19 protein-coding genes and 1 pseudogene are annotated in these 26,751 nt (G+C 70.5%); 8 read left to right on the top strand and 12 right to left on the bottom strand.

Annotated elements, in window-relative coordinates:
* Positions 1–11 precede the first annotated feature (11 nt).
* From ABT354_RS07435 to ABT354_RS07410, 6 genes are all read right to left on the bottom strand, one after another.
* Positions 12–1,073, bottom strand: coding sequence for an ABC transporter ATP-binding protein (locus ABT354_RS07435; protein WP_351490294.1), 1,062 nt, complete (start codon positions 1,071–1,073; stop codon positions 12–14).
* A gap of 10 nt (positions 1,074–1,083) precedes the next feature.
* The gene (locus tag ABT354_RS07430) at positions 1,084–2,061 is read right to left on the bottom strand and encodes an ABC transporter permease (protein ID WP_351490292.1); all 978 of its coding nucleotides are present in this window, start codon (positions 2,059–2,061) and stop codon (positions 1,084–1,086) included.
* A gap of 136 nt (positions 2,062–2,197) precedes the next feature.
* Positions 2,198–3,994 (bottom strand): ABC transporter substrate-binding protein, encoded by a 1,797-nt coding sequence (locus tag ABT354_RS07425; protein ID WP_351490289.1) that lies wholly within the window; start codon positions 3,992–3,994, stop codon positions 2,198–2,200.
* Between the two features lie 101 nt (positions 3,995–4,095).
* On the bottom strand, positions 4,096–5,133 hold the full coding sequence (locus ABT354_RS07420; RefSeq protein WP_351490286.1) for an ABC transporter permease: 1,038 nt from the start codon (positions 5,131–5,133) through the stop codon (positions 4,096–4,098).
* An 849-nt stretch (positions 5,134–5,982) separates the two neighbouring features.
* Positions 5,983–7,884, bottom strand: coding sequence for a translational GTPase TypA (gene typA / locus ABT354_RS07415; RefSeq protein ID WP_351490283.1), 1,902 nt, complete (start codon positions 7,882–7,884; stop codon positions 5,983–5,985).
* Between the two features lie 337 nt (positions 7,885–8,221).
* Positions 8,222–10,852 (bottom strand): ABC transporter family substrate-binding protein, encoded by a 2,631-nt coding sequence (locus ABT354_RS07410; protein WP_502983366.1) that lies wholly within the window; start codon positions 10,850–10,852, stop codon positions 8,222–8,224.
* A gap of 348 nt (positions 10,853–11,200) precedes the next feature.
* Between ABT354_RS07410 and ABT354_RS07405 the strand changes: the two genes are divergently transcribed.
* The 6 genes from ABT354_RS07405 to ABT354_RS07380 all read left to right on the top strand — a co-directional run bounded on the left by ABT354_RS07405 (position 11,201) and on the right by ABT354_RS07380 (position 18,142).
* The gene (locus ABT354_RS07405; protein ID WP_351490280.1) at positions 11,201–11,449 is read left to right on the top strand and encodes an Rv0250c family protein; all 249 of its coding nucleotides are present in this window, start codon (positions 11,201–11,203) and stop codon (positions 11,447–11,449) included.
* A 38-nt stretch (positions 11,450–11,487) separates the two neighbouring features.
* A complete protein-coding gene (sdhC, locus tag ABT354_RS07400; RefSeq protein WP_351490277.1) occupies positions 11,488–12,309 on the top strand; it encodes a succinate dehydrogenase subunit SdhC in 822 nt (273 codons plus the stop codon).
* Positions 12,309–14,237, top strand: a complete 1,929-nt coding sequence (locus ABT354_RS07395; protein WP_351490275.1) for a fumarate reductase/succinate dehydrogenase flavoprotein subunit — start codon at positions 12,309–12,311, stop codon at positions 14,235–14,237. Before sdhC ends, ABT354_RS07395 begins: the two co-directional genes overlap by 1 nt.
* Positions 14,234–15,001, top strand: a complete 768-nt coding sequence (locus ABT354_RS07390; protein ID WP_351490273.1) for a succinate dehydrogenase/fumarate reductase iron-sulfur subunit — start codon at positions 14,234–14,236, stop codon at positions 14,999–15,001. Before ABT354_RS07395 ends, ABT354_RS07390 begins: the two co-directional genes overlap by 4 nt.
* Positions 15,002–15,127: 126 nt before the next feature.
* Entirely contained in the window at positions 15,128–17,308 is a 2,181-nt protein-coding gene (locus ABT354_RS07385) for a TPM domain-containing protein (protein WP_351490270.1), read from the top strand.
* A 120-nt stretch (positions 17,309–17,428) separates the two neighbouring features.
* Positions 17,429–18,142 carry a PspA/IM30 family protein gene (locus ABT354_RS07380; RefSeq protein WP_351490266.1) on the top strand — a complete coding sequence of 238 codons (714 nt, stop codon included), beginning with the start codon at positions 17,429–17,431 and terminating at the stop codon, positions 18,140–18,142.
* Between the two features lie 57 nt (positions 18,143–18,199).
* On the opposite strand, the gene ABT354_RS07375 is transcribed toward ABT354_RS07380, so the two are convergent.
* From ABT354_RS07375 to ABT354_RS07355, 5 genes are all read right to left on the bottom strand, one after another.
* Positions 18,200–20,812 carry a SpoIIE family protein phosphatase gene (locus ABT354_RS07375; protein WP_351490263.1) on the bottom strand — a complete coding sequence of 871 codons (2,613 nt, stop codon included), beginning with the start codon at positions 20,810–20,812 and terminating at the stop codon, positions 18,200–18,202.
* Between the two features lie 147 nt (positions 20,813–20,959).
* The gene (locus ABT354_RS07370) at positions 20,960–21,376 is read right to left on the bottom strand and encodes an ATP-binding protein (RefSeq protein ID WP_351491110.1); all 417 of its coding nucleotides are present in this window, start codon (positions 21,374–21,376) and stop codon (positions 20,960–20,962) included.
* A 259-nt stretch (positions 21,377–21,635) separates the two neighbouring features.
* Positions 21,636–22,040 carry a (deoxy)nucleoside triphosphate pyrophosphohydrolase gene (locus tag ABT354_RS07365; RefSeq protein ID WP_351490260.1) on the bottom strand — a complete coding sequence of 135 codons (405 nt, stop codon included), beginning with the start codon at positions 22,038–22,040 and terminating at the stop codon, positions 21,636–21,638.
* An 83-nt stretch (positions 22,041–22,123) separates the two neighbouring features.
* Positions 22,124–22,306, bottom strand: coding sequence for an SPOR domain-containing protein (locus ABT354_RS07360; protein ID WP_351490257.1), 183 nt, complete (start codon positions 22,304–22,306; stop codon positions 22,124–22,126).
* Between the two features lie 236 nt (positions 22,307–22,542).
* On the bottom strand, positions 22,543–23,295 hold the full coding sequence (locus ABT354_RS07355; protein ID WP_351490255.1) for a GntR family transcriptional regulator: 753 nt from the start codon (positions 23,293–23,295) through the stop codon (positions 22,543–22,545).
* Between the two features lie 324 nt (positions 23,296–23,619).
* On the opposite strand from ABT354_RS07355, the gene ABT354_RS07350 reads away from it, so the two are divergent.
* The gene (locus tag ABT354_RS07350) at positions 23,620–25,014 is read left to right on the top strand and encodes a glycoside hydrolase family 18 protein (protein ID WP_351490253.1); all 1,395 of its coding nucleotides are present in this window, start codon (positions 23,620–23,622) and stop codon (positions 25,012–25,014) included.
* Between the two features lie 147 nt (positions 25,015–25,161).
* On the opposite strand, the gene ABT354_RS07345 is transcribed toward ABT354_RS07350, so the two are convergent.
* Complete coding sequence (locus ABT354_RS07345; protein WP_351490250.1) at positions 25,162–26,352, bottom strand: DUF4190 domain-containing protein; 1,191 nt, start codon at positions 26,350–26,352, stop codon at positions 25,162–25,164.
* Positions 26,353–26,521: 169 nt separating this feature from the next.
* Between ABT354_RS07345 and ABT354_RS07340 the strand changes: the two are divergent.
* Positions 26,522–26,602, top strand: a pseudogene (locus ABT354_RS07340) (Uma2 family endonuclease); the annotation flags it as partial.
* Between the last annotated feature and the right edge of the window lie 149 nt (positions 26,603–26,751).

Below are 26,751 nucleotides of genomic sequence, written 5' to 3'. Positions count from 1 at the left end.
TCTGCGTCTCCCTAGCCCAGCCGGGGCTTGATCTGATCGATGAAGATGGACTGCTTCTGATCCGGCGTCAGGTGGCAGGCCGCCGCGCGCCCGGTGGCGAGCAGCGGTCGGTCCTGGGTGCACAGTCCGCTGTCGACCTGGTCCTTGAAGCCGCAGCGCGGGTTGAAGGCACAGCCGGAGGGCGGGTTGAGCAGGCTCGGCGGGGAACCCGGGATGGGCACCAGCGGCTCGTCGAGGTCGCCCGTGAGGCGCGGCATCGAGCTGAGCAGACCCCAGGTGTACGGGTGCTTGGGGGTCTGGAGCACCTCGCGGACGGAACCGCGCTCCACCGCCCGGCCCGCGTACATCACCAGCAGGTCGTCGGCCATATTGGCGATGACGCCCAGGTCGTGGGTGATGAAGATGATCGCGGAGCCGAACTCCTGCTGGAGGTCCTTGAGCAGGTCGAGGATCTGGGCCTGGACCGTCACATCGAGTGCGGTGGTCGGCTCGTCGGCGATCAGCAGATCGGGGTCGCAGATCAGCGCCATGGCGATCATCGCGCGCTGGCGCATACCGCCGGAGAACTGGTGCGGGTAGTCGTTGAAGCGGGTGGCGGGCTGCGGGATGCCGACCTTGGCCAGCATCTCGATGGCCCGCGCCTTCGCCTCCTTCTTGGAGGCGCCGGTGTGCTTCATGTACGGCTCGGCGATCTGCCGGCCCACGGTGTAGTACGGGGAGAGCGCCGTCAGCGGGTCCTGGAAGATCATCGCGGCCTTGTTGCCGCGAATCTTCTCCAGCTCCTTCTCCGAGGCGTCGACCAGCTCCTGGCCGTCGAGGTGGATCTCACCCTCGACGGAGGTGCTCTTGCGGTTGTGCAGCCCGAGGATGGTCAGGTTGGTGACGGACTTGCCGGAGCCCGACTCGCCCACGATGCCCAGCGTCTTGCCGCGCTCGACATCGAAGGAGAGTCCGTCGACCGCGCTGACGACGCCGTCCTCGGTGGAGAACCGCACCCGCAGGTCGCGAACCGAGAGGAAGGCCCCCGGCCCGGTCGGGGCCGGTGCGCCCTCGGTCTTGGTCTTGGTGGTCACGGTCGGTCTCCTAGCTGAGGCGCACGCGCGGGTCGATGTAGGCGTAGGCGAGGTCCACGAGGATGTTCAGCAGCAGGATGAACAGCGCGCCGAACAGCATCACGCCCATGGTCAGGGGCAGGTCCTTGCCGAGCGACGAGTTCACCGCGAGGCGGCCGATGCCCGCCAGGTCGAAGGTGAACTCGGTGACGACCGCACCCGCGAGCAGACCGCTGAGGTCCATACCGAGGATGGTGACGATCGGGGTGAGCGAGCCGCGCCAGGCATATCGGAAGAATACGTAGCTCTGCTTCATGCCCTTGGCGCGGGCGGTACGGACGTGCTCCTCCTGGAGCTGCTCGATCATCGTCGAGCGGGACATACGCGTGTACTGGGCCGTGAAGATGGTCGACATCACGAGCCAGGGAATCAGCATACCGAGCGCCCAGCCCGCCGGGTCCTCCGTGAAGGGCACGTACTTGGGGTTCTCCAGCCAGCCCGTGCTGTACACGAGCAGACCGAGGACGATCGGGCCGAGGAAGTAGATCTGGAAGGAGCTGAGAACCATCGAGGCACCGCTGACCAGACGGTCGAGCGGGGTACCGCGCTTCCACGCGGCGAGCAGACCCGCACCGAGACCGAGGGTCAGGAAGATGACCAGGCCACCGACGGTGAGCGAGAGCGTCAGCGGGAAGCGGTCGACGATGGAGTCCCAGACAAACTCCTGCGTCTCGAACGACTGGCCCAAGCAGGGAGCGGAGCAGTGGCCAGTCGCGAAGTCCCGGCCGGTCAGGATGCCGCCCATGAACTCCCAGAACTGGGTCGTGATCGGCTTGTCGAGGCCGAGGTTCTCGCGGATCAACGCGACGTTCTGGGGGGTGCAGTTCTTGCCGCAGGCAAGTTGGGCGAAGTCCTGAGGGATTGTGTAGAACAGGAAGAACGTAAACGCACCGATCAAGAACATGATCACTACTGCGCCGGTCAACCTGCGGATGAGGAACTGAAGCATCGCGGAAGGCTGCTCTCTACGAAGGCGGCGGGGGTTCGAGACGTGGGCCCGTGGGGGCGCGCTCCGCCTGGCGCGCACCCCCACGGATCATCCAAGGGCCGTCGGTGTCTTGTGGACCGGCCCTACGGCTGTTGTCCTACGGCTTCTTCAGGTACAGGTCGTTGATGTCGATGTAGCTCGACTCGGTGCTGTACTTGACACCGCCGACGTTGGAGCCGGACAGCTGGATCTGCTTCGAGTAGTAGACCGGGGCAGCCGGGTTGATCTCCTCGACGATCCGCTTGTGGATCTCCTGCCACTTCTTCGCGGCGGCCTCGGGCTCCATGGTCAGGGCCTCTTCGATGCCCTTGTTGACCTGCTCGTCATTGATGTGCGAGTAGTTCGAGGCACCGTCGTAGATCAGGTTGCCGTCGTAGACCGGGGTGATGACGGTCGACGGGGACGGCCAGTCCTGGCCCCAGCCGGTCATGTACAGGTCGAAGTCGTTCTTGACGACACCGATCTGGGTGTAGAAGGTGGCGCGGTCGATCTCCTTCGACTGGACGTCGAAGCCGATCTCCTCGAGCTTCTTCTTGATGATGACGGCCTGCTTCTGGCCACGCGGCGTGTTGGAGTGCGCGTAGGTCAGCTTGGTGCCCTTGGCGACACCCGCCTCCTCCAGCAGCTCCTTGGCCTTCTTCACGTTGCCGTTCGGGAACTTCAGCTTCTCGAACGGGTCGTAGGTGCCGTCGAAGCCGGGCAGCGTCGGGGCCATCAGACCGCCGGCCGCCTCACCGCCGTACTTGCCACCGTCGGCGGCGATCATCTGCTTGGCCGGCAGCGCGTGGGTGATCGCGTCGCGGACCCGCTTGTCCTTCATCTTGTCGAGGTTGAAGGTCATCTGCCAGACGTAGGGCTGGTAGCCCTTGACGCTGCGCTTGTTGACCGAGGCGTCGGTGACGACGTCCTTGATCATGGTGGGCTCGACCGAGTCCGTGAACTGGATCGCGTTCTTGGCCTCGCCCTGGTCGGCGATCAGACGCTTGGTCTGGCTGCCCTGGTCGATCGTGAGGGAGAAGTCGTAGCCGTCCACGTACTGGTGGCGAACGGCGTCGGTCTTCGGGTCCCAGTTGGTGTTCTTGACCAGCTTGATGGTCTTGCCGGGCTTGTAGTCGGCGATCTTGTAGGGACCGAGCGCGACCGGAGCCTTGTCGTACTTCTCCTTCGTGTCCGCCTTCTTGGGCACGATGGAGTAACCGGCCATGGCGAGCGCCTGCGGCAGGTCGGCCTGGGGCTGCTTGAACTTGAAGACGACGGTCTTCGCGTCCGGGGTCGCCAGCACGGTGTCCGGGAGCTTCTTGCCCTTGTAGGGGCCGTCCGGCAGCACCTTGCGGTAGTCCTTGCCCGACAGCCAGCTCTGGACGTACGACGGACCGTCCGAGATGAACTTCGAGTACATCCGCTCAATGGTGTGGCGGACATCGGCAGACGTGATCGCGTTGCCGTTCTGGTCCTTGACCCCGTCCTTCAGGGTGTAGGTCCAGACCTTGCCGCCCTCGGAGGACTTCCCGGAGTCGGTGGCGATGTCACCGACGACGGTCAGGTTGCCCTTGTCGTCCTCCTGGAAGTTGGTCAGACCGCGGTGGATCAGGTTCGAGAACTGACCCGCGTCGCTGACGTAGATCTGACCCGGGTCCATGTGGGAGAGGTCGGACTGCATGTAGACATTGATCGTGCCACCGGGCTTGGCACCCGGGACCTCGGCGGCCGGGCCGGTGGAGGCGGCGGCGTCGCCATAGGCGACCGGCTTCGACTGAGCCGCGGCGTCCGACTTGCTCTTGGACTCGTCCTTGGTCGTGCCGCCGTCGTTGTTGGAGCAGCCGGTGAGCGCCAGGGAGCCGGCCGCGGCAGCGACGACTATGGCACGCACGGAGCGTGAGCGAAGGGGCTTCATGATGCTCGTTGCACCTACCTGTCCGTTGTCATTCATCAAAAAGCTGCCTGACCGTCCGGTTGCACGGCGCGAGGGCGGCAGCCACCCCCGCCCCTGGGACGTCACCGTCCGGTCTTGGGGTCGAACGCGTCCCGGACCGAGTCACCCAGAAGGTTGAAGGCCAGAACGAAGATCACCATGGCCACACCGGGGAAGAACATGAACCCGGGGTTCTGCTCATAGACCTCGGCACCGGTGGCGAACATCCGGCCCCAGTCGGGCGTGGGCTCAACAAAGCCGACACCGACGTAGGAGAGGAAGGCGATCGTGAGAATGGAGCTGGGCAGGGTGTACGTGCCCTGGACCAGGATCGGGGTCACGATATTGGGCAGGATCTCCTTGCGGACGATCCGCCAGCGCGACGCTCCCGACACCTTGGCCGCCTCCACGAACTCCCGCTCACGCAGGGAGAGTACGGAGCTGCGCACCAGTCGCGCCATGCCCATCCAGCCGAGGAACCACATCACCAGGATGATGGCGACGGCGCGCAGATAGGTGGGGGTCTCCTCGGTCGGCGAGACGAAGAGCGCGGTGACCACCGGCATGAAGGCGATGAAGAAGAGCTGGCTCGGGAAGGCCAGGAAGAAGTCGGTGGTCCGGCCGAGCCAGTAGTCGACCTTGCCGCCGAAGTAACCGCCGACCATGCCGATCACGACACCGGTGGCCACACAGAGAATGGTGATGACGAGCGCCATGTAGAGCGAGGTGCGCATGCCGTAGAGCAGCATGGTGAACACATCGCGGCCGAGGTTGGGCTCGACGCCGAACCAGAAGTCCCCGGAGACCCCGCCGAAGGTGCCCATGGGCATCGAGAAGTCGTCGAGGATGTTCTCGTACCCCGGCTCATCGGGGTAGAGGGTGTACGGGTCCTTGCCGTAGACCTTGGAGATCAGCGGCGCGAGCGCGGCGATGGCGTAGAAGAAGAGCACGATGCCGGCGGCGACCATGCCGACCTTGTCGCGCTTGAAGCGCGTCCACATCAGCTGGCCGGGCGAACGACCGGTATGGGACGGAGCGCCCCCGGTGTCGTTCTGGGTCGCGTTCTTCTTGTCCAAGGCGACAGAGGCGTCCGTGGCCTCGGTCTCGATTGGACTGGTCATGATGTGTCCATTCACGGGTGTCGGGTGACCCGCGGTCCTGCGTACGCCAGGTGTGACGGCCGAGTGGGTGCACTCGTACCGTCCGGCCTGCCGTGATGACGTCCCCCCGGTCGGCCACCACCGTGGACGGGTGTGGCCGTACCGCCTATGCCGATGGATCACCCATGGGCAAAGTGGCGGGAAAGTGCGTCAATAGGGATTGATTCCACCCTCAGGAGCGCGAGCCGAGCGGTTGACCGGGGCTCAGGGTCGGCGGCCGACGTCGGCGGCCTGCCTGGATGGAATGCGCTGGAAACCGGCCGTACAAGCCATCTGCGACGACCCGACCCCACTGGCGCTCGTGGCACCGCGCATGGGTTCCTCCTCATGAGTCCACGTGTTCACTGCAAGGCTGGGCACATGACACCCGCCGACACCCCTGACGGCGAAGAGCTGTGTACCCCGTGTGCTCGTGAGTCGGCGCTCCCCACAGCGCATGACCCGTTGACCCGAGCTCAGTGAAGCCAACTATTGGGTAAGTTCGGGCTGTAAACCACACTTAAAGCATCTCGTTTTGGCAACATCAGCGAGGACCCCAGGCCCAAAATTCGGACAAAGGGATCGCAGACAGACACCCCCGAAACGGACTGTTAATACAGGTTTCCGGTGAGCTACGCCCGATAGTCGGACAGACGGGGTAGGAAAACCTCTTGACGTCTCCCCCGAGAGCCTGGCCCGATGATCGGAGTCTGCCTCGGGGGAAGAGCACGCAAACGGCCCGGCCGTTCCCTCGTACGGGGAACGGCCGGGCCGTTTTCAGCCAGGCGTCGGGCGGTCACCGCGCGGTGCGCGGGGCCCGGGGTGCTCCGGTCAGCCGTGCTTGGCGCGCGAGGCGGCGCGGGCGCGCTCGCGGGCGTCCAGGTTCACCTTGCGGATACGGGCCGCCTCCGGGGTCACCTCGACGCACTCGTCGTCGCGGCAGAACTCCAGGGACTGCTCCAGCGACAGCTTGCGCGGCGGGACGATCGCCTCGAAGGAGTCGGCGGAGGAGGAGCGCATGTTGGTGAGCTTCTTCTCCTTGGTGATGTTCACGTCCATGTCGTCGGAGCGGGAGTTCTCACCGACGATCATGCCCTCGTAGACCTCGGTGCCCGGGTCCACGAAGAGCACACCGCGCTCCTGGAGGTTGGTCATCGCGAAGGCGGTGACCGAGCCGGCCCGGTCGGCGACCAGGGACCCGTTGTTCCGGGTGGTCAGGTTGCCGAACCAGGGCTCGTGGCCCTCGTGGATGGAGTGGGCGATACCGGTGCCGCGGGTGTTGGTCAGGAACTCCGTACGGAAGCCGATCAGGCCGCGGGAGGGCACCACGAACTCCATACGGACCCAGCCCGAGCCGTGGTTGGACATGTTGTCCATCCGGCCCTTGCGGACGCCCATGAGCTGCGTGACCGCGCCCATGTGCTCCTCGGGGACGTCGATGGTCATGCGCTCGACGGGCTCGTGGACCTTGCCGTCGACCTCCTTGGTGACCACCTGGGGCTTGCCGATGGTCAGCTCGAAGCCCTCCCGGCGCATCTGCTCGACCAGGATGGCCAGCGCCAGCTCACCGCGGCCCTGCACCTCCCAGGCGTCCGGACGCTCGGTGTCCAGGACCCGGAGCGAGACATTGCCGACCAGCTCGCGGTCGAGACGGTCCTTGACCTGGCGGGCGGTGACCTTGCGGTCCTTGACCGCCGCCTTGGCCTCGGCGCCCTTGCCGGTGCCGCCCCGGCCGACCAGCGGCGAGGTGTTGGTACCGATGGTCATGGAGATCGCGGGCTCGTCCACCGTGATCAGCGGCAGGGCGATCGGGTTCTCCGGGTCGGCCAGGGTCTCGCCGATCATGATCTCGGGGATGCCCGCCACGGCGCAGATGTCACCGGGGCCCGCCTTCTCGGCCGGCTTGCGGGTCAGCGCCTCGGTCATCATCAGCTCGGAGATGCGGACACTGGCGACGGAGCCGTCCCGCTTGATCCAGGCGACGGTCTGGCCCTTGCGCAGCTCGCCCTGCTCCACCCGGAGCAGCGCGATACGGCCGAGGAAGTTGTCGGCGTCGAGGTTGGTGACATGGGCCTGGAGCGGCGCGTCGTCCTCGTAGGTCGGGGCCGGGACGTGCTCCAGGATGGTGGAGAAGAACGGCTCCAGGCTGTCGCTGTCCGCGGGGACCGAGCCGTCGGCGGGCTTGGTCAGCGAGGCGACGCCGTCCCGGGCGCAGGCGTAGACGATCGGGAACTCGATCTGGTCCTCGTCGGCGTCCAGGTCGAGGAAGAGGTCATAGGTCTCGTTGACGACCTCGTCGATCCGGGAGTCCGGGCGGTCCGTCTTGTTGATGCAGAGGATCACCGGCATACGGGCCTGGAGGGCCTTGCGCAGAACGAACCGGGTCTGCGGCAGGGGGCCCTCGGAGGCGTCGACCAGCAGGACGACGGCGTCCACCATGGACAGGCCGCGCTCCACCTCGCCACCGAAGTCGGCGTGGCCGGGGGTGTCGATGATGTTGATCGTGATGGGCGCCCCGCCGTCCTTGGGGTGATACTTCACCGCCGTGTTCTTGGCGAGGATCGTGATGCCCTTCTCACGCTCCAGGTCGTTCGAGTCCATCACCCGGTCATCGACCTGCTGGTGTGCGGCGAAGGCTCCGGCCTGCTTCAGCATGGCGTCGACCAGGGTGGTCTTGCCGTGGTCGACGTGGGCGACGATGGCGACGTTACGGATGTCGTGGCGCGTGGGCATGCTGGCTGGCGCTTCTCTCGATCGTGGGATGCGGCGTGTGCTGCGGCGTTCGCTCGTACGCCCTGCCGGGGCGGACACGCCGCGGCTCTCTCCCATGGTACGGGGCCGTCGCGCGGGGGGCCTCCCGGTCCTGGAGGGGATGGGGCCGGGAAGCCTCGGGAAGGGGGGTGTGGGGCCCGCTCGGCATGCCTGAACTTCGGTCAACGGGTGGACATGATCCTGCCCGCCGGGTGATCCGGCGGGCAAGAGAGTTGAGGCCGATCTGAGGTTATGGAGGGACCTTGCGCAATACGGCGGGAGGGCTTTCCTCGCAGGTCACCGCCCGGTCACCCGGCGGTCACCGCTCCGCGTCGCCCTCAGCCCCGTCCTTGCTCCCGTCCTTGATCCTTTCCTTCTCGTCCTTGGTGTCGTCCTTGGTCCCGTTCTTCTGGCCCTTGCCGCCGGCGGCCGGTTTCGGCTTGGCGAAGCCGATGTCCTGGTAGCGGGGGGCGGCCAGGCCGAAGGCTCCGGCGTTACGGACCGAGGGCCGTACCGCCACCAGCTCCGGGCGCTGGTAGAGGGGGATGGAGCCCGCCGCCGCCCAGATCCGGGCGTCCGCGCGGCGTACCAGGTCACGGGCCTCGTCCTGGTCGAGTTCGCCCACCGCCTGCTCGAAGAGCTGGTCGATGTAGTCGGTGCCGACCCGGGTGTAGTTCTGCTCCACCAGGAGCGAGCCGTCGTCGGCGGGGCGGGGCTTGGCGTAGATGGGACGGGCGTCGGTCGCCGGGAAGGCGGTGGCGGGCCAGGAGTAGAGGGCGAGGTCGTACCGTCCGGTGGCGATGTGGTCCTTGAAGTACAGCGCGTCCGGGACCGTGGTGATCTCGGTCTGGACGCCGATCCGGTCCAGCATGCGGACGATCCGCTGACCGACCGCGCGCAGGGTCTCCGCGCCGGGTCCGTCCGGCAGGACGAAGCGGAGGGCGAGCGGCTTGCCGTCCTTGCCGAGCCGGCCGCCGGCCGCGACGGGTGCGGCGGTCCCGGCGGGGGCGTAGGCACCGGCCGGTCCGCCCTTGGTGTCGTCCCGGGGCGCCAGGGCCCGGTCCGCCGCCGTGGCACCGGCCCGGGTGGCGTCCTCGCCCGCGGCCCGGGGTTGGAGGGCGAGGTCCTGGAAGGAGACCGGCGCGGGGGCGAGGACCTGGGTCCGCCCGACGCCCGGCCGCTGGTCGTCACCGACGATGTACAGACCGTCGTCGGAGGGGCCGTCGCCCGGGCCGGTCCTGCGGGGGGCGACCCAGGAGATCCCGGAGGTCCCGACGCCCGTGACCCTGATGCCCCGGGCTCCGATGCCCGGGGTCCCGATGCCCAGGGTCCGGAGGTCGTTCACCCCGACCGCGGGGCGGGCGGCGTTCTTGGCCCCGTCCTCGCCGGTCTCCTCGCCGTCGTCCTCGCCGTCCTCGCCGTCCTCTCCGTCGTCGTCACCGTCGTCGGGTGCCCCGCTGCCCTCACTGCCCGCCTTGGCGGGTGCGGACTTCCGCAGCGCCCCGCCGGGCACCCAGCCCGCGTCCGCGAGCAGGGCCTGGGCCTCCTGGGCGCTCTGCTCACCGAGCGCCCCGCTGTTGTCGGTGTAGGCGCGCTGGCCCGCGAGGGCCAGATGGCTGCCGGGGGCCACCACCGGAAGGCCGAGGGGCCGCAGCACCGTGGCGGCGATCTCGGTACGGTCCAGGGCGCGGGCGAGGGCCCGGCGCACCCGGTCGTCGGCGAGCGGTCCGGACTCACCGTTCAGGGCGAGCTGGGTGAAGGCGGGCTCCAGCGATCTGCGGACCACCAGGCCGTGGAGGCGCCCCTGCTCGGCGGTGTAGTTCCGGATCGAGGTCGCCGTCCGCGCCCGGGCGGCGAGGGCGGCCTCGGCCTCCTCCTCGTCCGAGCCATGGGCGACGGCCCAGGAGCGCAGGGCGGCCCAGGGGGTGAGGGCGACGGCCGGTCCATGGGCGGCGGCGTGGACGATGCGGACGCCGTCGGGGGTGTGCGGGGGCGGGGCGACGGCCCGGCCCCGGTGCTGGACCGAGAGGGCGATCCGTTCGGCGATCGTCCGGTCGATCTCGGCGATATGGACCCGTCCGGCGGCGAGGGCGGCGGAGCGCTGGTCACGGGGGACGGCGTCCAGGACCAGCCGGTCGAGCTTGGCCGGTTCGCCCCACCAGCGGGGGTTACGGGCGAGGGTGACGGTGCCGGCCTTGCGGTCGAGGCGGTCGAGGCGGAAGGGGCCCGCGGTGGCCTTGAGGGTGGTGCGTGCCCCGTCGTTGAAGGAGGCCGGGGTGCCGGTGACGCCCTTGGGGTAGAGCGGGCTGAAGAGGGACTGCCAGTCGGTGTAGGGCTTCTTGAAGGTGACCTTCACCTCCAGGTCGTTGGCGCCCTTCTGGATCTCCTCGATCCGGTCGTAGCCGGCGTTGCGCGCGGTCCAGAAGGCGCTGTCCCGGCCGCTGAGGGCGCGCCACTGGGCGGCGAAGTCGGGGGCGCCGATCTCGCGGCCGTCGCTCCACACCGCCTTCTGGTCGAGTTTGTAGAGGACGACCTGTTTGGGCTCGCGCTCGACGACCTCGGCCGACTCCAGATAGTCGGGGTTGCGCTGGGGCCGCCCCTGGCCGTCCAGGGTGAAGAGCGCGGGCAGGACGGCCTGGGCGACCCGGGCGGTGGCCGGGTCGGCGTCGGCCTGGAAGGTGTTGAGCGTGGTGGGCACCGCGTCGACGGCCCAGCGGAGGGTTCCCCCGTCGGCGACCTTGTCCCGGCCGGAGGGGGCGATGTCCTGGGCGGCGGCGCGGCCGGAGGGGTCGTCGGCCGCGCACCCCGAGAGCGCGGGGAGGGCGAGCGCGCCGCCCGCGAGCAGCGCCATGGAGCGCAGTGCCCGGGAGGTCCGGCGGGCGCGGGGATCGGGGGAACGCCGGGACTCCTGGGGTTCGGCCCTCCCGTGCGGCTCGTCGACCTGGGGCATGGTCTCCACCTCGTCATCCTGTTTCACGGATTTTTGGATGATCACACCTATGTCCGGTATGTCCGGCTACTGAACGGGACGACGGAGCCCCGCCCCGGCCGACACGGCGCGCCCCTCACCCAAAGTCACCCGTCCAGCGCAGTGACGAGACGTACACGCTCTGACAAAAATGGAGAAAATGAAGCCACGAAGGCAGCACCCATCGGGGGCGCGCTTGCGGCGTGCGACGAGTGCCCAATGAGACGCGATGAGAATCCCGCGCATCCCCTTCCCAAGGGGGATGTGACGCGCGACACTCGCAGGCGCATGAGCGACGCCACCCGCACCCTGCGGAAGTGAGGGCACATCATGTCCCAGCAGGAAGATCTGGCCACGATCCGTTACCGCCTCGACGAGCTGGTGCAGCGCGTCGGCGAGCTGGAGAGAACGGTCGACCAGCTTCGTGGCTCAGGCGGCCGGCCGGGCGGCACGACCGCCGAACGAAAGCCCCCGGAGCGGACCGAGCTGGTCACCATCCCCGACGTTCCGTACAACCACGCCCTGTGGACGGACTCGGACGACGAGGGCCTGGGCGTCCGCGACCGCCACGCTCCCTGAACCGGACCCGCCCTTCACGGGCGGCCTAGGAGACCTCGTTGGCCACTGGCACCGAACCACCACAAATCCATAGCGGCGTGCACGGCGCGACCCGCGCCGCCATCGGTCCCCGCCATCTGCGGACCGACCGATGGTGGCTGACCCCGGCGCTCACCGCCGGCGGTCTGCTCGCCTTTGTCCTCTACTCGACCTGGCGGGCGTTCGCCAACGCGGACTACTACGCCGCGCCGTATGTCTCGCCCTTCTACTCGCCCTGTCTCGCGGAGAACTGCGTCCCGATGAAGGGCGGCCCCAACTGGGAGATCCTCGGCAGCTGGTGGGGGCTCTCCCCCGCCCTGCTGATCCTGATCTTCCCCCTGGGCTTCCGGCTCACCTGTTACTACTACCGCAAGGCGTACTACCGGGGCTTCTGGGCCTCACCCCCCGCCTGCGCGGTCGCCGAGCCGCACAAGAAGTACACCGGGGAGACCCGCTTCCCGCTGATCCTCCAGAACATCCACCGCTACTTCTTCTACGCGGCGCTCCCGGTCGCCGGAATCCTCACCTACGACACCGTGCTCGCCTTCCGGGACGAGCACTACGCCTTCGGCCATATGGGACTCGGCAGCCTGGTCTTCCTGGTGAACATCGCGCTGATCTGGGCGTACACCCTCTCCTGTCACTCCTGCCGGCATATCGTCGGCGGCCGTCTCAAACACTTCTCCCGGCACCCGGTGCGCTACCGGCTCTGGGGGCTGGTCGGACGGCTCAACGCCCGCCATATGCAGCTCGCCTGGGCCTCGCTGATCAGCGTCGGAGTCGCCGACTTCTATGTCTATCTCGTCGCGTCCGGCGCCTTCGACGATCCGAGGTTCTTCTGATGACTCAGCTCGAACGACAGCGGTGGGACGTCGTCGTGGTGGGTGCGGGGGGCGCCGGGCTGCGGGCCGCCATCGAGGCCCGGGAGCGGGGCGCCCGGACGGCGGTGATCTGCAAATCCCTCTTCGGCAAGGCACACACCGTCATGGCCGAGGGCGGGATCGCCGCCTCCATGGGCAATGTCAACGCGGGCGACAACTGGCAGGTCCACTTCCGCGACACCATGCGCGGCGGCAAGTTCCTCAACCAGTGGCGGATGGCCGAGCTGCACGCCCAGGAGGCCCCCGACCGGGTCTGGGAGCTGGAGACCTGGGGCGCGCTCTTCGACCGCACCCCCGACGGACGGATCTCCCAGCGGAACTTCGGCGGCCATGAGTACCCCCGGCTCGCCCATGTCGGCGACCGCACCGGCCTGGAGCTGATCCGTACCCTCCAGCAGAAGATCGTCGCCCTCCAGCAGGAGGACCACGCCGAGTTCGGCGACTACGAGGCCCGGCTGAAGGTCTTCCAGGAATGCACCGTCACCCGGGTCCTCAAGGACGGCGACCGGGTCTCCGGGACCTTCTGCTACGAACGGGAGTCCGGCCGCTTCTTCGTCCTGGAGGCCCCGGCGGTGGTCCTCGCCACCGGCGGCATCGGCAAGTCCTTCAAGGTCACCTCCAACTCCTGGGAGTACACCGGGGACGGCCACGCCCTCGCCCTGCTCGCCGGGGCTCCCCTGCTCAACATGGAGTTCGTCCAGTTCCACCCGACCGGGATGGTCTGGCCGCCGTCGGTGAAGGGCATCCTCGTCACCGAGTCGGTACGCGGCGACGGCGGGGTGCTGCGCAACTCCGAGGGCAAGCGGTTCATGTTCGACTACATCCCGGAGGTCTTCAAGGAGAAGTACGCGCAGTCCGAGGAGGAGGGCGACCGCTGGTACGAGGACCCCGACCACAACCGCCGGCCGCCCGAGCTGCTCCCCCGCGACGAGGTCGCCCGGGCGATCAACGCCGAGGTGAAGGCGGGCCGGGGATCGCCGCACGGCGGGGTCTTCCTCGATGTCTCCACCCGGATGCCCGCCGAGACCATCCGGCGCCGGCTGCCGTCGATGTACCACCAGTTCAAGGAGCTGGCGGATGTCGACATCACGGCCGAGGCCATGGAGGTCGGCCCCACCTGCCACTACGTCATGGGAGGCATCGCGGTCGACTCCGACAGCGCCGCCGCCCTCGGGGTGCCCGGTCTCTTCGCCGCCGGGGAGGTCGCCGGGGGCATGCACGGCTCCAACCGGCTCGGCGGCAACTCCCTCTCCGATCTGCTGGTCTTCGGCCGCCGCGCCGGGGAGCACGCGGCCGGGTACACGGCGGGGCTCGGCGACCGGCCCGCGGTGCGCGAGGAGCAGATCGACTCCGCCGCCGCCGAGGCGCTGCGCCCCTTCCATCCGGAGGGGCACGCCGATGACGCCCCCGCGGAGAACCCGTACACCCTCCACCAGGAACTCCAGCAGGCCATGAACGACCTGGTCGGCATCATCCGCCGGGAGAGCGAGATGGCGCAGGCCCTCAAGCGCCTGGCGGATCTGCGGGTACGGGCCCGCCGGGCCGGCGTCGAGGGCCACCGGCAGTTCAACCCGGGCTGGCACCTCGCCCTGGATCTGCGGAACATGCTGCTGGTCAGCGAGTGTGTGGCCCGGGCGGCGCTGGAGCGCACCGAGAGCCGGGGCGGCCACACCCGCGAGGACCATCCGGCGATGGACCGCACCTGGCGGTCGGTCAATCTCCACTGCCGGCTCACCGACCCGGCGGGCACCCTGACCGCCACCGATCCCGCCCGCGCCCAGATCTCCCTGGTACGCCGGACCACCGACCCCATCCGCCCGGACCTGCTCGCCCTCTTCGAGAAGGAAGAGCTGGTCAAGTACCTCCCCGAAGAGGAGCTCTACGAGTGAGTTCGTACCAGGCCAGCTTTCGGGTGTGGCGCGGCGACCAGGACGGCGGCGGGCTCGCCGACTTCTCCGTGGAGGTCCATGAGGGCGAGGTCGTCCTGGACATCGTCCACCGGCTCCAGGCCACCCAGACGCCCGATCTCGCCGTGCGCTGGAACTGCAAGGCGGGCAAGTGCGGCTCGTGCAGCGCGGAGATCAACGGACGGCCCCGGCTGATGTGCATGACCCGGATGTCGGTCTTCTCGCGGACGGAGACGATCACGGTGACCCCGCTGCGGGCCTTCCCCGTGGTGCGGGACCTGGTGACGGATGTGTCCTTCAACTACACCAAGGCCCGTGAGGTGCCTGCCTTCGTCCCGCCCCAGGGGGTGGCCCCGGGCGAGTACCGCATGCGGCAGATGGATGTGGACCGCTCCCAGGAGTTCCGGAAGTGCATCGAGTGCTTCCTCTGCCAGGACACCTGTCATGTGGTGCGGGACCACGAGGAGAACAAGCCCGCCTTCGCCGGGCCGCGCTTTCTGATGCGGGTGGCGGAGCTGGACATGCACCCCCTGGACGCGGCGGCCGACGCGGGCCTTGACCGCAAGCGGACGGCGCAGGAGGAGCACGGTCTCGGCTACTGCAACATCACCAAGTGCTGTACGGAGGTCTGCCCCGAAGGGATCAAGATCACGGACAATGCGCTGATCCCCCTCAAGGAGCGGGCCGTCGACCGCAAGTACGACCCTCTGGTGTGGCTGGGCGACAAGATCCGGCGCCGGAGCTGACACCCGGGTGCTCCCCGGGGTCCGACGACCCCGGGGAGCCACCCCTCCAGCCGGTGCCCAGCCGCTCGTCACCGCCCGTCATCGCCCGGGTCGCGCACTCATAAAAGCGGACATAATCTCCCCCATGTGACGCTATCGCGCACCCGGGTGCTCCCCGCGGCGCTGGCCGCCGCATGGCTGCTGGCCCTGCCCCCGCCCGGCGCCGCACACACCGCCGCCCGGCCGCCGGACCGACCGGCGGCCGGAGTCGGCGCTCCCGCCGAGGACCCCGTCACCCTCTCCCGCGACAGCCAGATCACCGACCGGGTGAACGCGCTCGGCGACCGCCGCCCGGCCGTGACCCGGGCCCTCGAACAGCTCTGGGCCCAGGACCGGATCCAGCTCTTCCCCGTCTATGTCCGCGACTTCTCCGGCCGCCCCGCCCCCCAGTGGGCCGAGGCCACCGCCGTCCGCAACGGACTGGGCCGCAACGACGTCCTGCTCGCCGTCGCCACCCATGACCGGCAGTACGCGTACTGGGTGGACGCCTCGTCCCCGCTCACCGACGCCCAGCTGGCCCGGGTCGCCGACACCGCCGTCGAACCGGCCCTGCGGGCACACGACTGGGCCGGGGCCGCCATCGGCGCGGCCGACGGCTACCGGGCCGTGCTCGCGGGACGGCCGGTGCCGCAGCCCGCCCTCACCCCCGGCGACCCCGACCCCGGTGGCTCCGCCGCCCGCAGCTCCGGCACCGATCTGCTGCTGCCCCTCGCGGTGGTCGTGGCCGCCGGGGCGGCCGGGGCCTACGCCTGGACCCGGCGGCGGCACCGGACCCGGTCCCGCCCGACCCCCCAGGGCAACCAGGCGGGGTGGAGCAGCGGCCCGCCCCCGCCCCTCCCCCTCACCGAGCTGGACGCCCGCGCCCGGGAAACCCTGGTCGAGACCGATGACGCCGTCCGGACCAGCCAGGAGGAGCTGGGCTTCGTCACCGCGCAGTTCGGCGAGGAGGCGGCCCGGCCCTTCCAGGACGCCGTCACCCACGCCCGGGGCGAGCTGACCGCCGCCTTCCGGCTGCGCCAGGAGCTGGACGACGCCCACCCGGAGGACGACCAGGAGCGGCGGCGGATGCTGGACGAGATCATCGCCCGCTGCACCGCGGCCAACCGCCGGCTGGACGCCGAGTCGGACGCCTTCGACCGGCTGCGCGCCCTGGAGCGGAACGCGCCCCAGGCGCTGGCCACGGCCCGGGAGCGGTACCAGGAGTTGGACGGGCGGCTGATCACCGCCGAGGCGACCCTGACGATGCTGCGGCAGCGGTACGCGCCCCCGGCCTCCGCCCCGGTCGCGACCGGCCCCGGCGAGGCGGGCGAACGGCTGCTCTTCGCCCGTGCCGCACTCGACCGGGCCCAGGCCGCGGTGGCCGCCGCCGACCACGGCGCGGCGGCGGTCCAGGTCCGGGCGGCGGAGGCCGCGCTCGCCCAGGCGGAGGCGCTGATGGAGGCCGTGGAACGGCGCGCCCAGGAGCTGGCGGAGGCGGCGGGGCGGCTGCCGGGCGCCCTCACCGAGACGGACAGCGATCTCGCCGAGGCCCGGGGGCTCCTCCAGGGCATGGACCCCGAGGTGCCCCGGGGCACCCTCCAGGGCCGGGCGGCCCGCGCCGAGGCGGTCGCGGCGGAGGTACGGGCCCTGCTGGCGGCCGGGCCCGCCGACCCGCTGGACGCGCTGCGGCGGGTGGAGGAGGCGGACGCGGCCCTGGACGAGGCGCTGGCCGGGGCGAGGGAGAGCGAGCAGGGGGTCAGACGCTCCCGTACCCTCCTCGGCCAGGCGGTCCTGAGCGCCCGGTCGGCGGTCGGGGCGGCGTCCGACTACATCGCCGCCCACCGGGGCGCCGTCGGCAGCCGGGCCCGTACCCGGCTGGCCGAGGCCGAGCGCGAACTGCGCGGCGCGACGGCGACGGCGGACGGCGGGGCGACGGCCGCCGAGGGGGCCGGGCGGTCCCTCCCGGCGGAGCGGGCCGGCACCCGGGAGGCGCTCGCCGCCGCCCAGCGCGCCGACGCCCTGGCCCGGGAGGCCCAGCGCCTGGCGGAGGAGGACGTACGCGGCTTCGGAGAGCCTTTCGGACCGGGCGGCGGCTCCCCGGCGGGCGGTACGGGCAGCGGGCTCGGCGGCGCCGTCCTCGGCGGGATCCTCCTCGGCGGGCTGTTCGGCGGGGGCGGCGGCTTCGGCGGTACGGGGCGGGGCGGCGGCTTCGGCGGCGGGGGCGTCGGCGGACCGGGCAGCTTCGGCGGCGGGGGCACCCGGGGCCGGATGGGAGGGGGCCGCTTCTGAGCGGGGACCGGCGGGCTCCGAGGCGAGACCGGCGGTTCCGAGCAGCGACCGGAGGGGCCGAGGGGCGCCACCGGGCCGGGCGGTGCGACGCCCGGGATGTCCGTTCACCCAGGAGGCGTCATGACGAAGCAGACCGTGCTCGGCCGGGTCACCCAGCTGGCGAAGGCCAATATCCACGCCCTGCTCGACCAGGCCGAGGATCCGCAGAAGATGCTCGACCAGCTGATCAGGGACTACACGACCAATATCCGTGAGGCGGAGCAGGCGGTGGCGGGCACCATCGGCAATCTGCGGCTGATGGAACAGGACCACCATGAGGATGTGGCGGCGGCCCGGGAGTGGGGCGGGAAGGCGGTCGCGGCCAGCCGGAAGGCGGACGAACTGCGGACGGCGGGGCAGCCCGCGGAGGCGGACCGGTTCGACGGCCTCGCCAGGATCGCCCTCCAGCGCCAGCTCCAGTCGGAGCGGGAGGCCCGGGAGGCGGAACCGGTCATCGCCTCCCAGACCGAGGTGGTGGACCGGCTGCGCACCGGCCTCGACCAGATGCGGGCCAAGCTCGGCGAGGTCGAGGCCAAGCGGAACGAGCTGGTGGCCCGGGACCGCACGGCGCGGGCCCAGCACCGGATGATGGACGCGGTGCGGAGCGTCGACGTCCTCGATCCCACCAGTGAGCTGCACCGGTTCGAGGACAAGGTGCGCCGCGAGGAGGCGCGGGCGGCGGGCCGGGAGGAGCTGGCCGCCTCCTCGCTGGACGCGCAGTTCGAGCGGTTGGACGCGCTGGGCGACACGGCGGAGGTGGAGGCCCGGCTCGCGGCGCTCAAGGCGGGCGGCTGACCCCTTCCCCGTACCGCACACCGTTTACCGCACACCGCCTACCGGGCACCCGGGGTCTCAGAACATGCTGAGCAGCTGGTCCACCGTCGGTTCGGCCGTGGTGTTCCCGTCCGGCAGCGCGAGTTCGAACCAGACGGTCTTGCCGCGCGGGGTCCGGCGCGATCCCCAGGCCGCGCTCAGCAGCCCGACCAGCTGGAGTCCCCGGCCGCCCTCGTCGGTGTCCCGGGCCCGCCGGCGGCGCGGCTGGACCAGGCCCGAGTCCCACACCTCGCACACCAGGGTGCGGTCCAGCAGCAGCCGCAGCCGTATCTCGCCCTCGCCGTACCGCAGCGCATTGGTCACCAATTCGCTGACCAGCAGCTCCACGGTGTCGATCAGGGGTTCCAGCTCCCAGGAGACCAGCAGGGAGCGGGCCAGCTCACGGGCGCGGCCCACCGAGCGGGGCTCCCGGGGCAGCAGCCAGTCGCCGACCGCGTCGGCGGGCAGTCCCCGTACCCGGGCCATCAGCAGGGCGATGTCGTCCTCGCCGTGCCGGGTGTCCAGGGAGGTGAGCACATGGTCGCAGACGTCCTCCAGGGACCGGGTGAGGTCGGGGCGGGCCACCGGCGGCGGGGCGTGCCCGTGCGGCGGCGCGGTGGCGGGGTCGCCGAGGGCGGCCCGCAGGGCCCGGAGCCCGTCGTCCAGGGGGTGGTGGCGGGACTCGACCAGACCGTCGGTGTAGAGCGAGAGCAGGGCGCCCTCGGGGAGGTCGACCTCCACCTCCTCGAAGGGCTCCCCGCCGACGCCGAGCGGCATCCCGGGCGGCACATCGAGCAGCAGCGGCTCCTTGCCGGGCTCCACCAGTACGGGGGGCAGATGTCCGGCGTTGGCGAAGGTGATGCGCCGGGTGACCGGGTCGTACACGGCGTAGACGCAGGTCGCGAGGTAGACCTCGGAGAGATCGGCGTCCCGGGACTTGTGGGCGACCCGGGAGGCCTGCTGGGCGCCGACGGGGTTGCCAAGACCCCGGGCCACCTCGTCCAGGGCGGAGAGCACCTCGGCGGGCTCCATGTCCAGCAGGGCCAGGGTCCGTACGGCGGTGCGCAGTTCGCCCATGGCGACGGCGGCGCGCAGGCCGCGGCCCATCACATCGCCGACGACCAGGGCGGTGCGGTGGCCGGGCAGCTCGATGACGTCGAACCAGTCGCCGCCGACCTCGGTGGCGGCGTTGCCGGGGAGATAGCGGCAGGCGATGTCGAGCCCCGCCGCCTCCGGGTCGCCCGGGGGGAGCAGGCTGCGCTGGAGGATGAGGGCCCGCTCGTGCTCACGGCGGTAGAGCCGGGCGTTGTCGATACAGACGGCGGCGCGCGCGGCGAGTTCGACGGCGAGGAACCGGTCGCGCTCGCCGAAGGGTTCACTGCCCTTGGTACGGGAGAACTGCACCAGGCCGACGACGCTGTCATGGGCGACCATCGGCACCGCGAGGGTCGACTGGACCAGGCTGCCCTCCTGTCCGGCGATGAACTGCACCCGGGCGGTGCGCAGGGCGTTGGCGCAGGGGGAGTTGAAGGTGTAGCGGTGGACCTCGCCGACGGCGGTGGGCGCGCCGCTCCGGGAGCCGCAGCCGGGGGTGGTGATCAGGGGGGCGTCGGAGACCGCGCTGGCGAAGGCGACCCGGCGCAGGGCCGCGCTGCCGCCGTAGCTCTCGGAGCGGGCGGTGTCCCAGCGGCCGGGCGGCGCCTCGTCGCCGGTGACCAGCGACTGGAAGAGGTCGACCGAGGCGAGGTCGCAGAAGCCGGGGACGGCGACATCGAGGAGTTCCCGGGCGGTGGTCTCCAGGTCGAGGGAGTTGCCGATCCGGGCGCTGGCCTCGTTGAGGAGGGCGAGGTTGCGGCGGGCGCTGGCGGCCTCGCGGGCGGCGACCTGGCGGCGGGTGACATCGGTGCCGACCCCGGCGACGCCGATGGTCCGTCCGGCGGCGCTGTGGACCCGGTAGAGGTTGATCGACCAGTGCCGGCGCTCCTGGGTGCCGGGCGGCGATCCGACCAGCTGGAGTTCGATCGCGGACTCGCCGGTCTCCAGGACCCGTCGCAGCGAGGCGTTCATCCGCTCGGCCTCGGAGCGGGAGAGGTAGTCGTGGACGGTCCGGCCGCGGTGGTCCTCGACGGAGCCGCCGAAGACGGTGGCGAAGCGCTGGTTGGCGCGCTGCACCCGGAGATCGGTACCGAAGAGGAGAAAACCGAAGGGAGATTGACCGAAAATCGCCTGTGAAGCGGCGAGATCGGTTTCGATGCTGCGGAGTGCCCGGACGTCGGTGACGATACAGAGGGCGGCCCGTTCGCCGGCCGCGGTCTCGGTGGGCATCACATAGACCTCGGCCATGCCCTGGAGACCGGCCGTCCCGGGGGTGCGGAAGGGGACAAGACCGGTCCACTCCCTGCCGTCGAGGATGTCGGCGAGCCTGCTGCGGCCCTGTCGTCGCCGGTCGGCCGGGAGCAGGACCTCGACCGGGTCCTTCCCCTTGACCTCGGCGGCGGTGACACCGAAGAGTTCGGCCGCACGCCGACTCCATTGATCGACCAGCCCATCGGGGCCTATCGAGAAGGTGGCCACCCTGATGGAGTCATATATCGAGCCAGGTGGGCAGCTCTGCCACACGACATCGCCCGATGTCCCGGATATCTCGCTCACGCGACCGTCCCCTCCAGCTCACCGCACCGGACCGGCCATGACCGCAGTATTCAGCACTACGGCTCTGACGCGCACGGCGTTCACGATCACACCACGGTCTCGTTCATTTTGCGCCTGTGCGGCGGTGATCGTTATCTCTTCACACTTTTAACCGGTGAGGGCCAGCTCGAACCACACCGTCTTGCCCGTTCTGCCCCGGCGGGTTCCCCAGCGCCGCGCGGTACGGGCGACCAGCTGAAGGCCGCGACCGCCTTCGTCGTCGGGAGCCGCCGTCCGTTCGGTGGGGGGATCGGGCAGCGGATCGGACACCTCCACCAGCAGTACGGGGGTGCCGTCCCCGGGGTCCGGCCGGGCCATGCTGACCCCGATGGGGCCGGAGGCATAGCGCAGCGAGTTGGTCACCAGTTCACTGACCAGCAGGACGGTCACATCGCCGACCGTCCGGTCCAGACCCCAGTCGCGCAGGGTGTCCCGGACCGCGTGGCGGGCGATGCGGACGGCGTCGGGCTGGGCAGGGAAGGTCCATTCGGCGCGGGCGCCGTTGGTGTCGATCACACCGCTCACTTCCCGGACCAGCAGCAAACCACGTCCCTTTTCGGGGGGTTAATCAGCACATACCCGATATTCGTGCCGGGGTATCCGGTTCAGCCGAGTAATGGGTGCACGGTTGACGCGAACGGCGTACGGGTCCGGGTCCCGCGCCCGCGCACGGCGCGCGCCCCTCCCGGGAGCACCCCGGGCAGGGGTACGGGGTTCTGGGGTACGGGGTTCTGGGGTACGGGTGTCCGGGGCATGGCGGCCGGAGGCACGGGGGTCACGGGGCTCACGGTGCCGTTCCGTCGCGGAGCAGCCGGGCCGCCTCCGCCACGGCGGGGCGGTCCTGGTCGAGCCAGTCGACGGTGTCGGTCTCGTCCGGCCCCAGCCAGCGCAGGGCGTCGTGGTCCTCCAGCGGGCGGGGCTCCCCGGAGATCAGCCGGACGGTCCACACCTGGAGGACATAGCCGCGGTTCAGGGGCCAGCTGCCGGGGATCCGGGCCAGCGGCTCGGCCTCCACGCCCAGTTCCTCGCGCAGCTCACGGACGAGGGCGGCCTCGGGGGTCTCACCGGGTTCCATCTTGCCGCCGGGCAGCTCCCAGCGGCCGGCGACTTCCGCGGGGGCGCTGCGGCGTGCGGCCAGCAGCCTTCCCCGGTCGTACACCGCTCCGGCCACCACCACGCGCTCTGTCATGCGCCGGAGCGTACTGTGCCCGCCGTCCGGCCCGCCGACGCACCCCCGCGGGTCGAGACCGTGCGGCCCCGCTCGTACCCCGCTCAGTAGGTCGTCGTCTGCTCGATTCGCTCGACCCAGTACAGCTGCTTGTGCCCCTTGATATCGAGGGTGTCGACTATCCGCTGGGCCTCGTCCTCGGTCGCGTACCGCCCGACGCGATAGCAGTTGCCGTTGTCGTCCTGGCGTATGACCTGCCAGGGGAGCGCTGAACTGCTGTCGGTCATCGCGCTTCTCCCTCGGGTGGTCCGGTTGTGGTCGCCGACGGCCGGGAAACCTCAATGCGCATATGCCGGAGCCTACGCCTGACCTTCACTCAGCGCATACGGAATTACACAAAGAGATAGGAAACTGGGGGCGCGTTCCTGAAGTGCGCCTCCCTTGCCGACCGCTGGCACAGGTCTTGCCGGTACGGGTCTTGCCGGTACGGGGTCCGTCGCGGCGGTCGTCACGGCGGGCGGGCTCAGTGCACAGGCAGGTGGTAGACCAGCCGGGAGCGGTGGGCGGGGGCGACGACATCGGCCGTCTCGACGGGCCGCCCCGAGGCGTAGTACGTACGCGCGATCACCATCACGGCGTGACCGGGCACCCCGCCGAGGACGGACAGCTCCTCGGCGGTGCCGGGGCGGGCGCCGATCTCCTCGGAGACGTTGTCCACCACCACACCGATGGCGGCCATCCGCTCCACGACGCCCCGGCCGGCGAGAGGGCCCTCCTCGGGCAGCATCACCGGGGTGCGGCCGGTGAGCGCGAGCGGCTCCCAGGAGGTGGAGACCAGCACCACCTCCTCGTCCTCGCGGAACGCGTAGCGGGTCCGCATCACCCGCTCCCCGGGGTCGATACCGAGCCGCTCGGCGACACCGGGACCCGCCCCCTCCTGCTCGCTGGTGGAGCCCCAGGTGCCGCGCGCCCAGCCGATGGACTGCTCCTGGCGGAAGACGCTCGCACCGGTGGGCAGCCGATAGCCGGAGCGGGCGATACGGCGGGGGCGGGGGCGGTCGCGGACATAGGTGCCGGAGCCGGAGCGCCCCTCGACCAGCCCTTCGGCCATGAGGACCCGGCGGGCCTCCAGGGCGACGGTGTCGGAGACCCCGTACTGCTCGCGGATGCGCGCCTGGGAGGGCAGCCGGGAGTGGGGCGGCAGCGCTCCGTTCGCGATCTTTCTGCGGAGATCGCCCGCGACCCGCAGATACGCGGGCTGCTCACCGATGGCCACCGGCCACTCCCCTTCGCCCCACACCCCTGTCCCACCCCAGGGTGGCGAGACGGGCGGCGGACGGCAAGCCGGGGCCAAGGCTTCACCGGATGTGACGAGTTGAGCGGAACGGACCCCTCCCCTTCGCCCTCCGCGACCCGCGCCGCCCTCCTCGGGTCCGGCCGAACATCAGCGGAACATCAACAGGGCGATCTTTCCTCGTCCAAGCCATTGACCTCAATGGTCCAGACCAATACGGTCCTCTCACTGCACGACGCCCCGTTCACGGAACCGCCCCGGTGTCGCCGCACTCCGGGGTGCCCAGAGGACAGAGGAATGAGTCCCATGCGTCGAAGAACCCTTGTCCGTACGACGGTCGCCGCCGGGTCGCTCGCCCTGATCGCCACCGTCGCCCCCGCCGCCACGGCGGACACCCGGGCCGCCGTCCCGGTGGTGGCGGAACGCGCCGTCTCCGCCGACCGGCACGGCGACGATGACGACGACGACCACAAGCGCTCGTACAAGAGCGTCGGCTACTTCAGCCAGTGGGGCATCTACGGCCGTAACTACCATGTGAAGAACCTTCAGACCAGTGGCCAGGCGGCCAAGCTGACGCATATCAACTACGCGTTCGCCAATGTCAGCCCGGACGGCAAGTGCTTCATCACCGGACCGGCCGGCGAGGCCGACCCCTGGGCCGACTATGTCCGCCCGGTGGACGCGGCGGGCTCCGTCGACGGTGTGGGCGACACCTGGGACCAGCCGCTCGCGGGCAACTTCAACCAGCTCCGCGAGTTGAAGGCGGAGAACCCGGGTCTGCGGAACCTGATCTCGCTGGGCGGCTGGACCTGGTCCACGCACTTCTCCGCGGCGGCCAACACCGCCGCCAAGCGGAAGTCGCTCGCCGCCTCCTGCATCGACATCTACATCAAGGGCAATCTGCCCGTGGACGGGTCGCGCGGCGGCCAGGGCGCGGCGGCCGGGGTCTTCGACGGTATCGACATCGACTGGGAGTGGCCCGGTTCGGCGGGCGAGGACGACACCCCGTACACCCCCGAGGACAAGAAGAACTTCACCGCGCTGGTCAAGGAGTTCCGTACCCAGCTCGACGCGTACTCCCGGAGCGAGGCCAAGCGGACGGGCAGCAAGCCCAAGCGGTACGACCTCTCGGCCTTTGTGCCCACCGCCCCCGCCAAGATCGACGCGGGCTTCGAGGTCCGCAAGATCATGAAGGACTTCGACTGGGTCAACCTCCAGGGGTACGACTTCCATGTCTCGGGCGAGAAGACCACCGCCCAGCAGTCGGCGCTCTTCGCCCGGAACGACTTCAGCGTCCACCAGACGGTGAGCGACTGGCTGAAGCGCGGCGCCCCGGCGCACAAGCTCGTGGTCGGGATGCCCTTCTACGGCCAGGGCTGGACGGGGGTCTCCGGCGGCGGGGACGGCATGGGCCAGCCCGCGCAGCGGCCCGCCCCGGCGGTCCACCAGGCCGGTTTCGAGGACTACAAGGTCCTGAAGGGGCTGGCCGAGTCCGGGAAGTACAAGATCCACCGGAAGTACGGCCAGGCCTGGCTGTTCGACGGGACGACCCTGTGGACGTACGACGACGCCAAGGTGCTGAACGCCAAGACCGACTACATCCGCGCCCGGGGTCTGGGCGGGGCGATGTTCTGGTCGCTGGACGGTGACACGGACGAGGGCGAGCTGGTCAAGGCCGTGGCACGCGGGCTGAAGCGCTAGCTCGTCTTTTCAGGAACGGAGGGTCGGGCGCCCCGAACAGGGGGCGGGGCGCCCGGCTCCCGCACCGGCCGGGGCCGGTGTTCCCAGGGCTGTCGGTGGCCCAGGGAACACCGGCCTCTTTCCCGTGCCGGCCCTGGGGCGCCGCGCTCAGACGTCCTCGCCCTCATCACCCGTATCCCCGTCGTCCGGCCGCTCCGGCGGGACCGACGGGAGCTTCAGCAGCCGGCGTATCTCCACCTCGGTGGGGCCGTCCGCCAGGACCTCCTCGACGGTGGCGATCTCGGTCCAGAAGATCTCCTCGTCCCGGGCCCGCGCGGCCCGGTCCCAGGCGCGCCCGGCGCGCTCCAGCTCCTTCGCGCGCCGCTCCACCGGCCCGGCGAGCGCCTTCGGCCAGGCGTACGCGCGCAGCGCCCGTATCTGCTCGTCAAAGACCTTGGACGACTCACGGGCCCAGGTGCGATGGGCGCCCGGGGCCTCGGTGAACTCCTCCGGGGGGATGTCGGCACCGGTGAGGAACGCCTTGGTCTCCGCCGTCAGATAGGCCAGCGGAAGAGCCGTGAGATTACTGGGGTCACGCCGGATCGTGCCCCGGGTCCTGCTGCCGTCCACGGTGGCGAAGGCACAGGTGACCGTGGAGTCGCCGGTGGCCCAGCTGCCCTTGGTGGGCGCGTAGTAGTACAGCTCCATCCGCCCCTGGACCAGCCACTCGTCCCGGGCGTACATCCAGTTGATCTCCTCGCAGCGCCGCTCGGCCAGCGGCTCGATCCGGTCGTCGCCGGGGAAGCGGTCGTATCCGACCAGCCGGAACGAGCCGGTGATCTCGGCCTCATGCCCCTTCTCGCACTCCACCACGTCCACGGCGTAGGCGTCCCCCTCGCCGAGGGGCCCGTCCCCCGGCAGATTGAGGCAGTCGCCCTCGGCGAGATCGAGGGTGCTCTGGGAGCGGCCCGCCGCCTCCATCCCCTCCTGGGCCCCGCGCCACAGCTCGGCCGCTCCCCCGGTGACCAGCAGGACAAGGGTCAGCAGGGTGCTGAGGGCGGAGAGGACCGTACCCGCGACGGCCATGCCGGTGCCCTGCTCCCGCCGCCTGCGGATCTGGACGAGGGCGATGATCCCGAGGACGAGCCCCAGCGGGGGAAGACAGCAGACGACCCCCGCCACCAGCGACGCGACGGAGAACCCATTGGTCGGGGGCGGCCCCGGCGGCGCCGGCGAGTACCCGGGCCCCCCGGGCCCGCCCGGGTACCCGTGGTACGGCCGGTACGCCGGATGCGGGTGCGACGCGCCCTGCGGGCCGGGCCGGTCGGGCCACTGGCCGCCGTACTGCGATGGTTCCACGGGTGCGCCGCTCCTCGTCGGAAGTACCGAGCCGAACGGGAATCGTATAAACCGACGGGTCCCGAAGCCCGGGTACCCCGGGAATCATCCCCGCCGAGGCCATCGCCACCCTCACGGACAAGGGGTTCGGGCACGCCCGCGTGACGGCCGTCATCGCTAAGGTTGTCCCATGACCGCACCACCCGACTGGATGCGCCCGCCCCGCGCGGAAGGCTGGTTCGCGGAGGACCTGGACCGCATTCCGGAGGCTTGATCCACGGCAACCGCTGGATGACGGCCAGGTGGATCTGATCGTCATCCAGCTACTGAGGCGCGGCCGGCCGGACGCGCCCTAGGGGGCAAACGCCGATGTGCAGGTTCTTGATGTCCTTGTAGACCACGTGGACTTTCATGCCCCGG

The sequence above is a fragment of the Streptomyces sp. NPDC000594 genome, from assembly GCF_040299965.1.
Classification (GTDB): domain Bacteria; phylum Actinomycetota; class Actinomycetes; order Streptomycetales; family Streptomycetaceae; genus Streptomyces.
This window is presented reverse-complemented; position numbering and strand designations above follow the sequence as displayed.

What these genes read in the sequence shown, in the direction of transcription:
- typA (WP_351490283.1), bottom strand. Translation starts at nt 7,884, where the DNA reads ATGCCCACGCGCCACGACATCCGTAACGTCGCCATCGTCGCCCACGTC.
- ABT354_RS07425 (WP_351490289.1), bottom strand. Translation starts at nt 3,994, where the DNA reads ATGAAGCCCCTTCGCTCACGCTCCGTGCGTGCCATAGTCGTCGCTGCC.
- ABT354_RS07395 (WP_351490275.1), top strand. Translation starts at nt 12,309, where the DNA reads ATGACTCAGCTCGAACGACAGCGGTGGGACGTCGTCGTGGTGGGTGCG.
- ABT354_RS07410 (WP_502983366.1), bottom strand. Translation starts at nt 10,852, where the DNA reads ATGCCCCAGGTCGACGAGCCGCACGGGAGGGCCGAACCCCAGGAGTCC.
- ABT354_RS07350 (WP_351490253.1), top strand. Translation starts at nt 23,620, where the DNA reads ATGCGTCGAAGAACCCTTGTCCGTACGACGGTCGCCGCCGGGTCGCTC.
- ABT354_RS07360 (WP_351490257.1), bottom strand. Translation starts at nt 22,306, where the DNA reads ATGACCGACAGCAGTTCAGCGCTCCCCTGGCAGGTCATACGCCAGGAC.
- ABT354_RS07365 (WP_351490260.1), bottom strand. Translation starts at nt 22,040, where the DNA reads ATGACAGAGCGCGTGGTGGTGGCCGGAGCGGTGTACGACCGGGGAAGG.
- ABT354_RS07405 (WP_351490280.1), top strand. Translation starts at nt 11,201, where the DNA reads ATGTCCCAGCAGGAAGATCTGGCCACGATCCGTTACCGCCTCGACGAG.
- ABT354_RS07420 (WP_351490286.1), bottom strand. Translation starts at nt 5,133, where the DNA reads ATGACCAGTCCAATCGAGACCGAGGCCACGGACGCCTCTGTCGCCTTG.
- ABT354_RS07380 (WP_351490266.1), top strand. Translation starts at nt 17,429, where the DNA reads ATGACGAAGCAGACCGTGCTCGGCCGGGTCACCCAGCTGGCGAAGGCC.
- ABT354_RS07430 (WP_351490292.1), bottom strand. Translation starts at nt 2,061, where the DNA reads ATGCTTCAGTTCCTCATCCGCAGGTTGACCGGCGCAGTAGTGATCATG.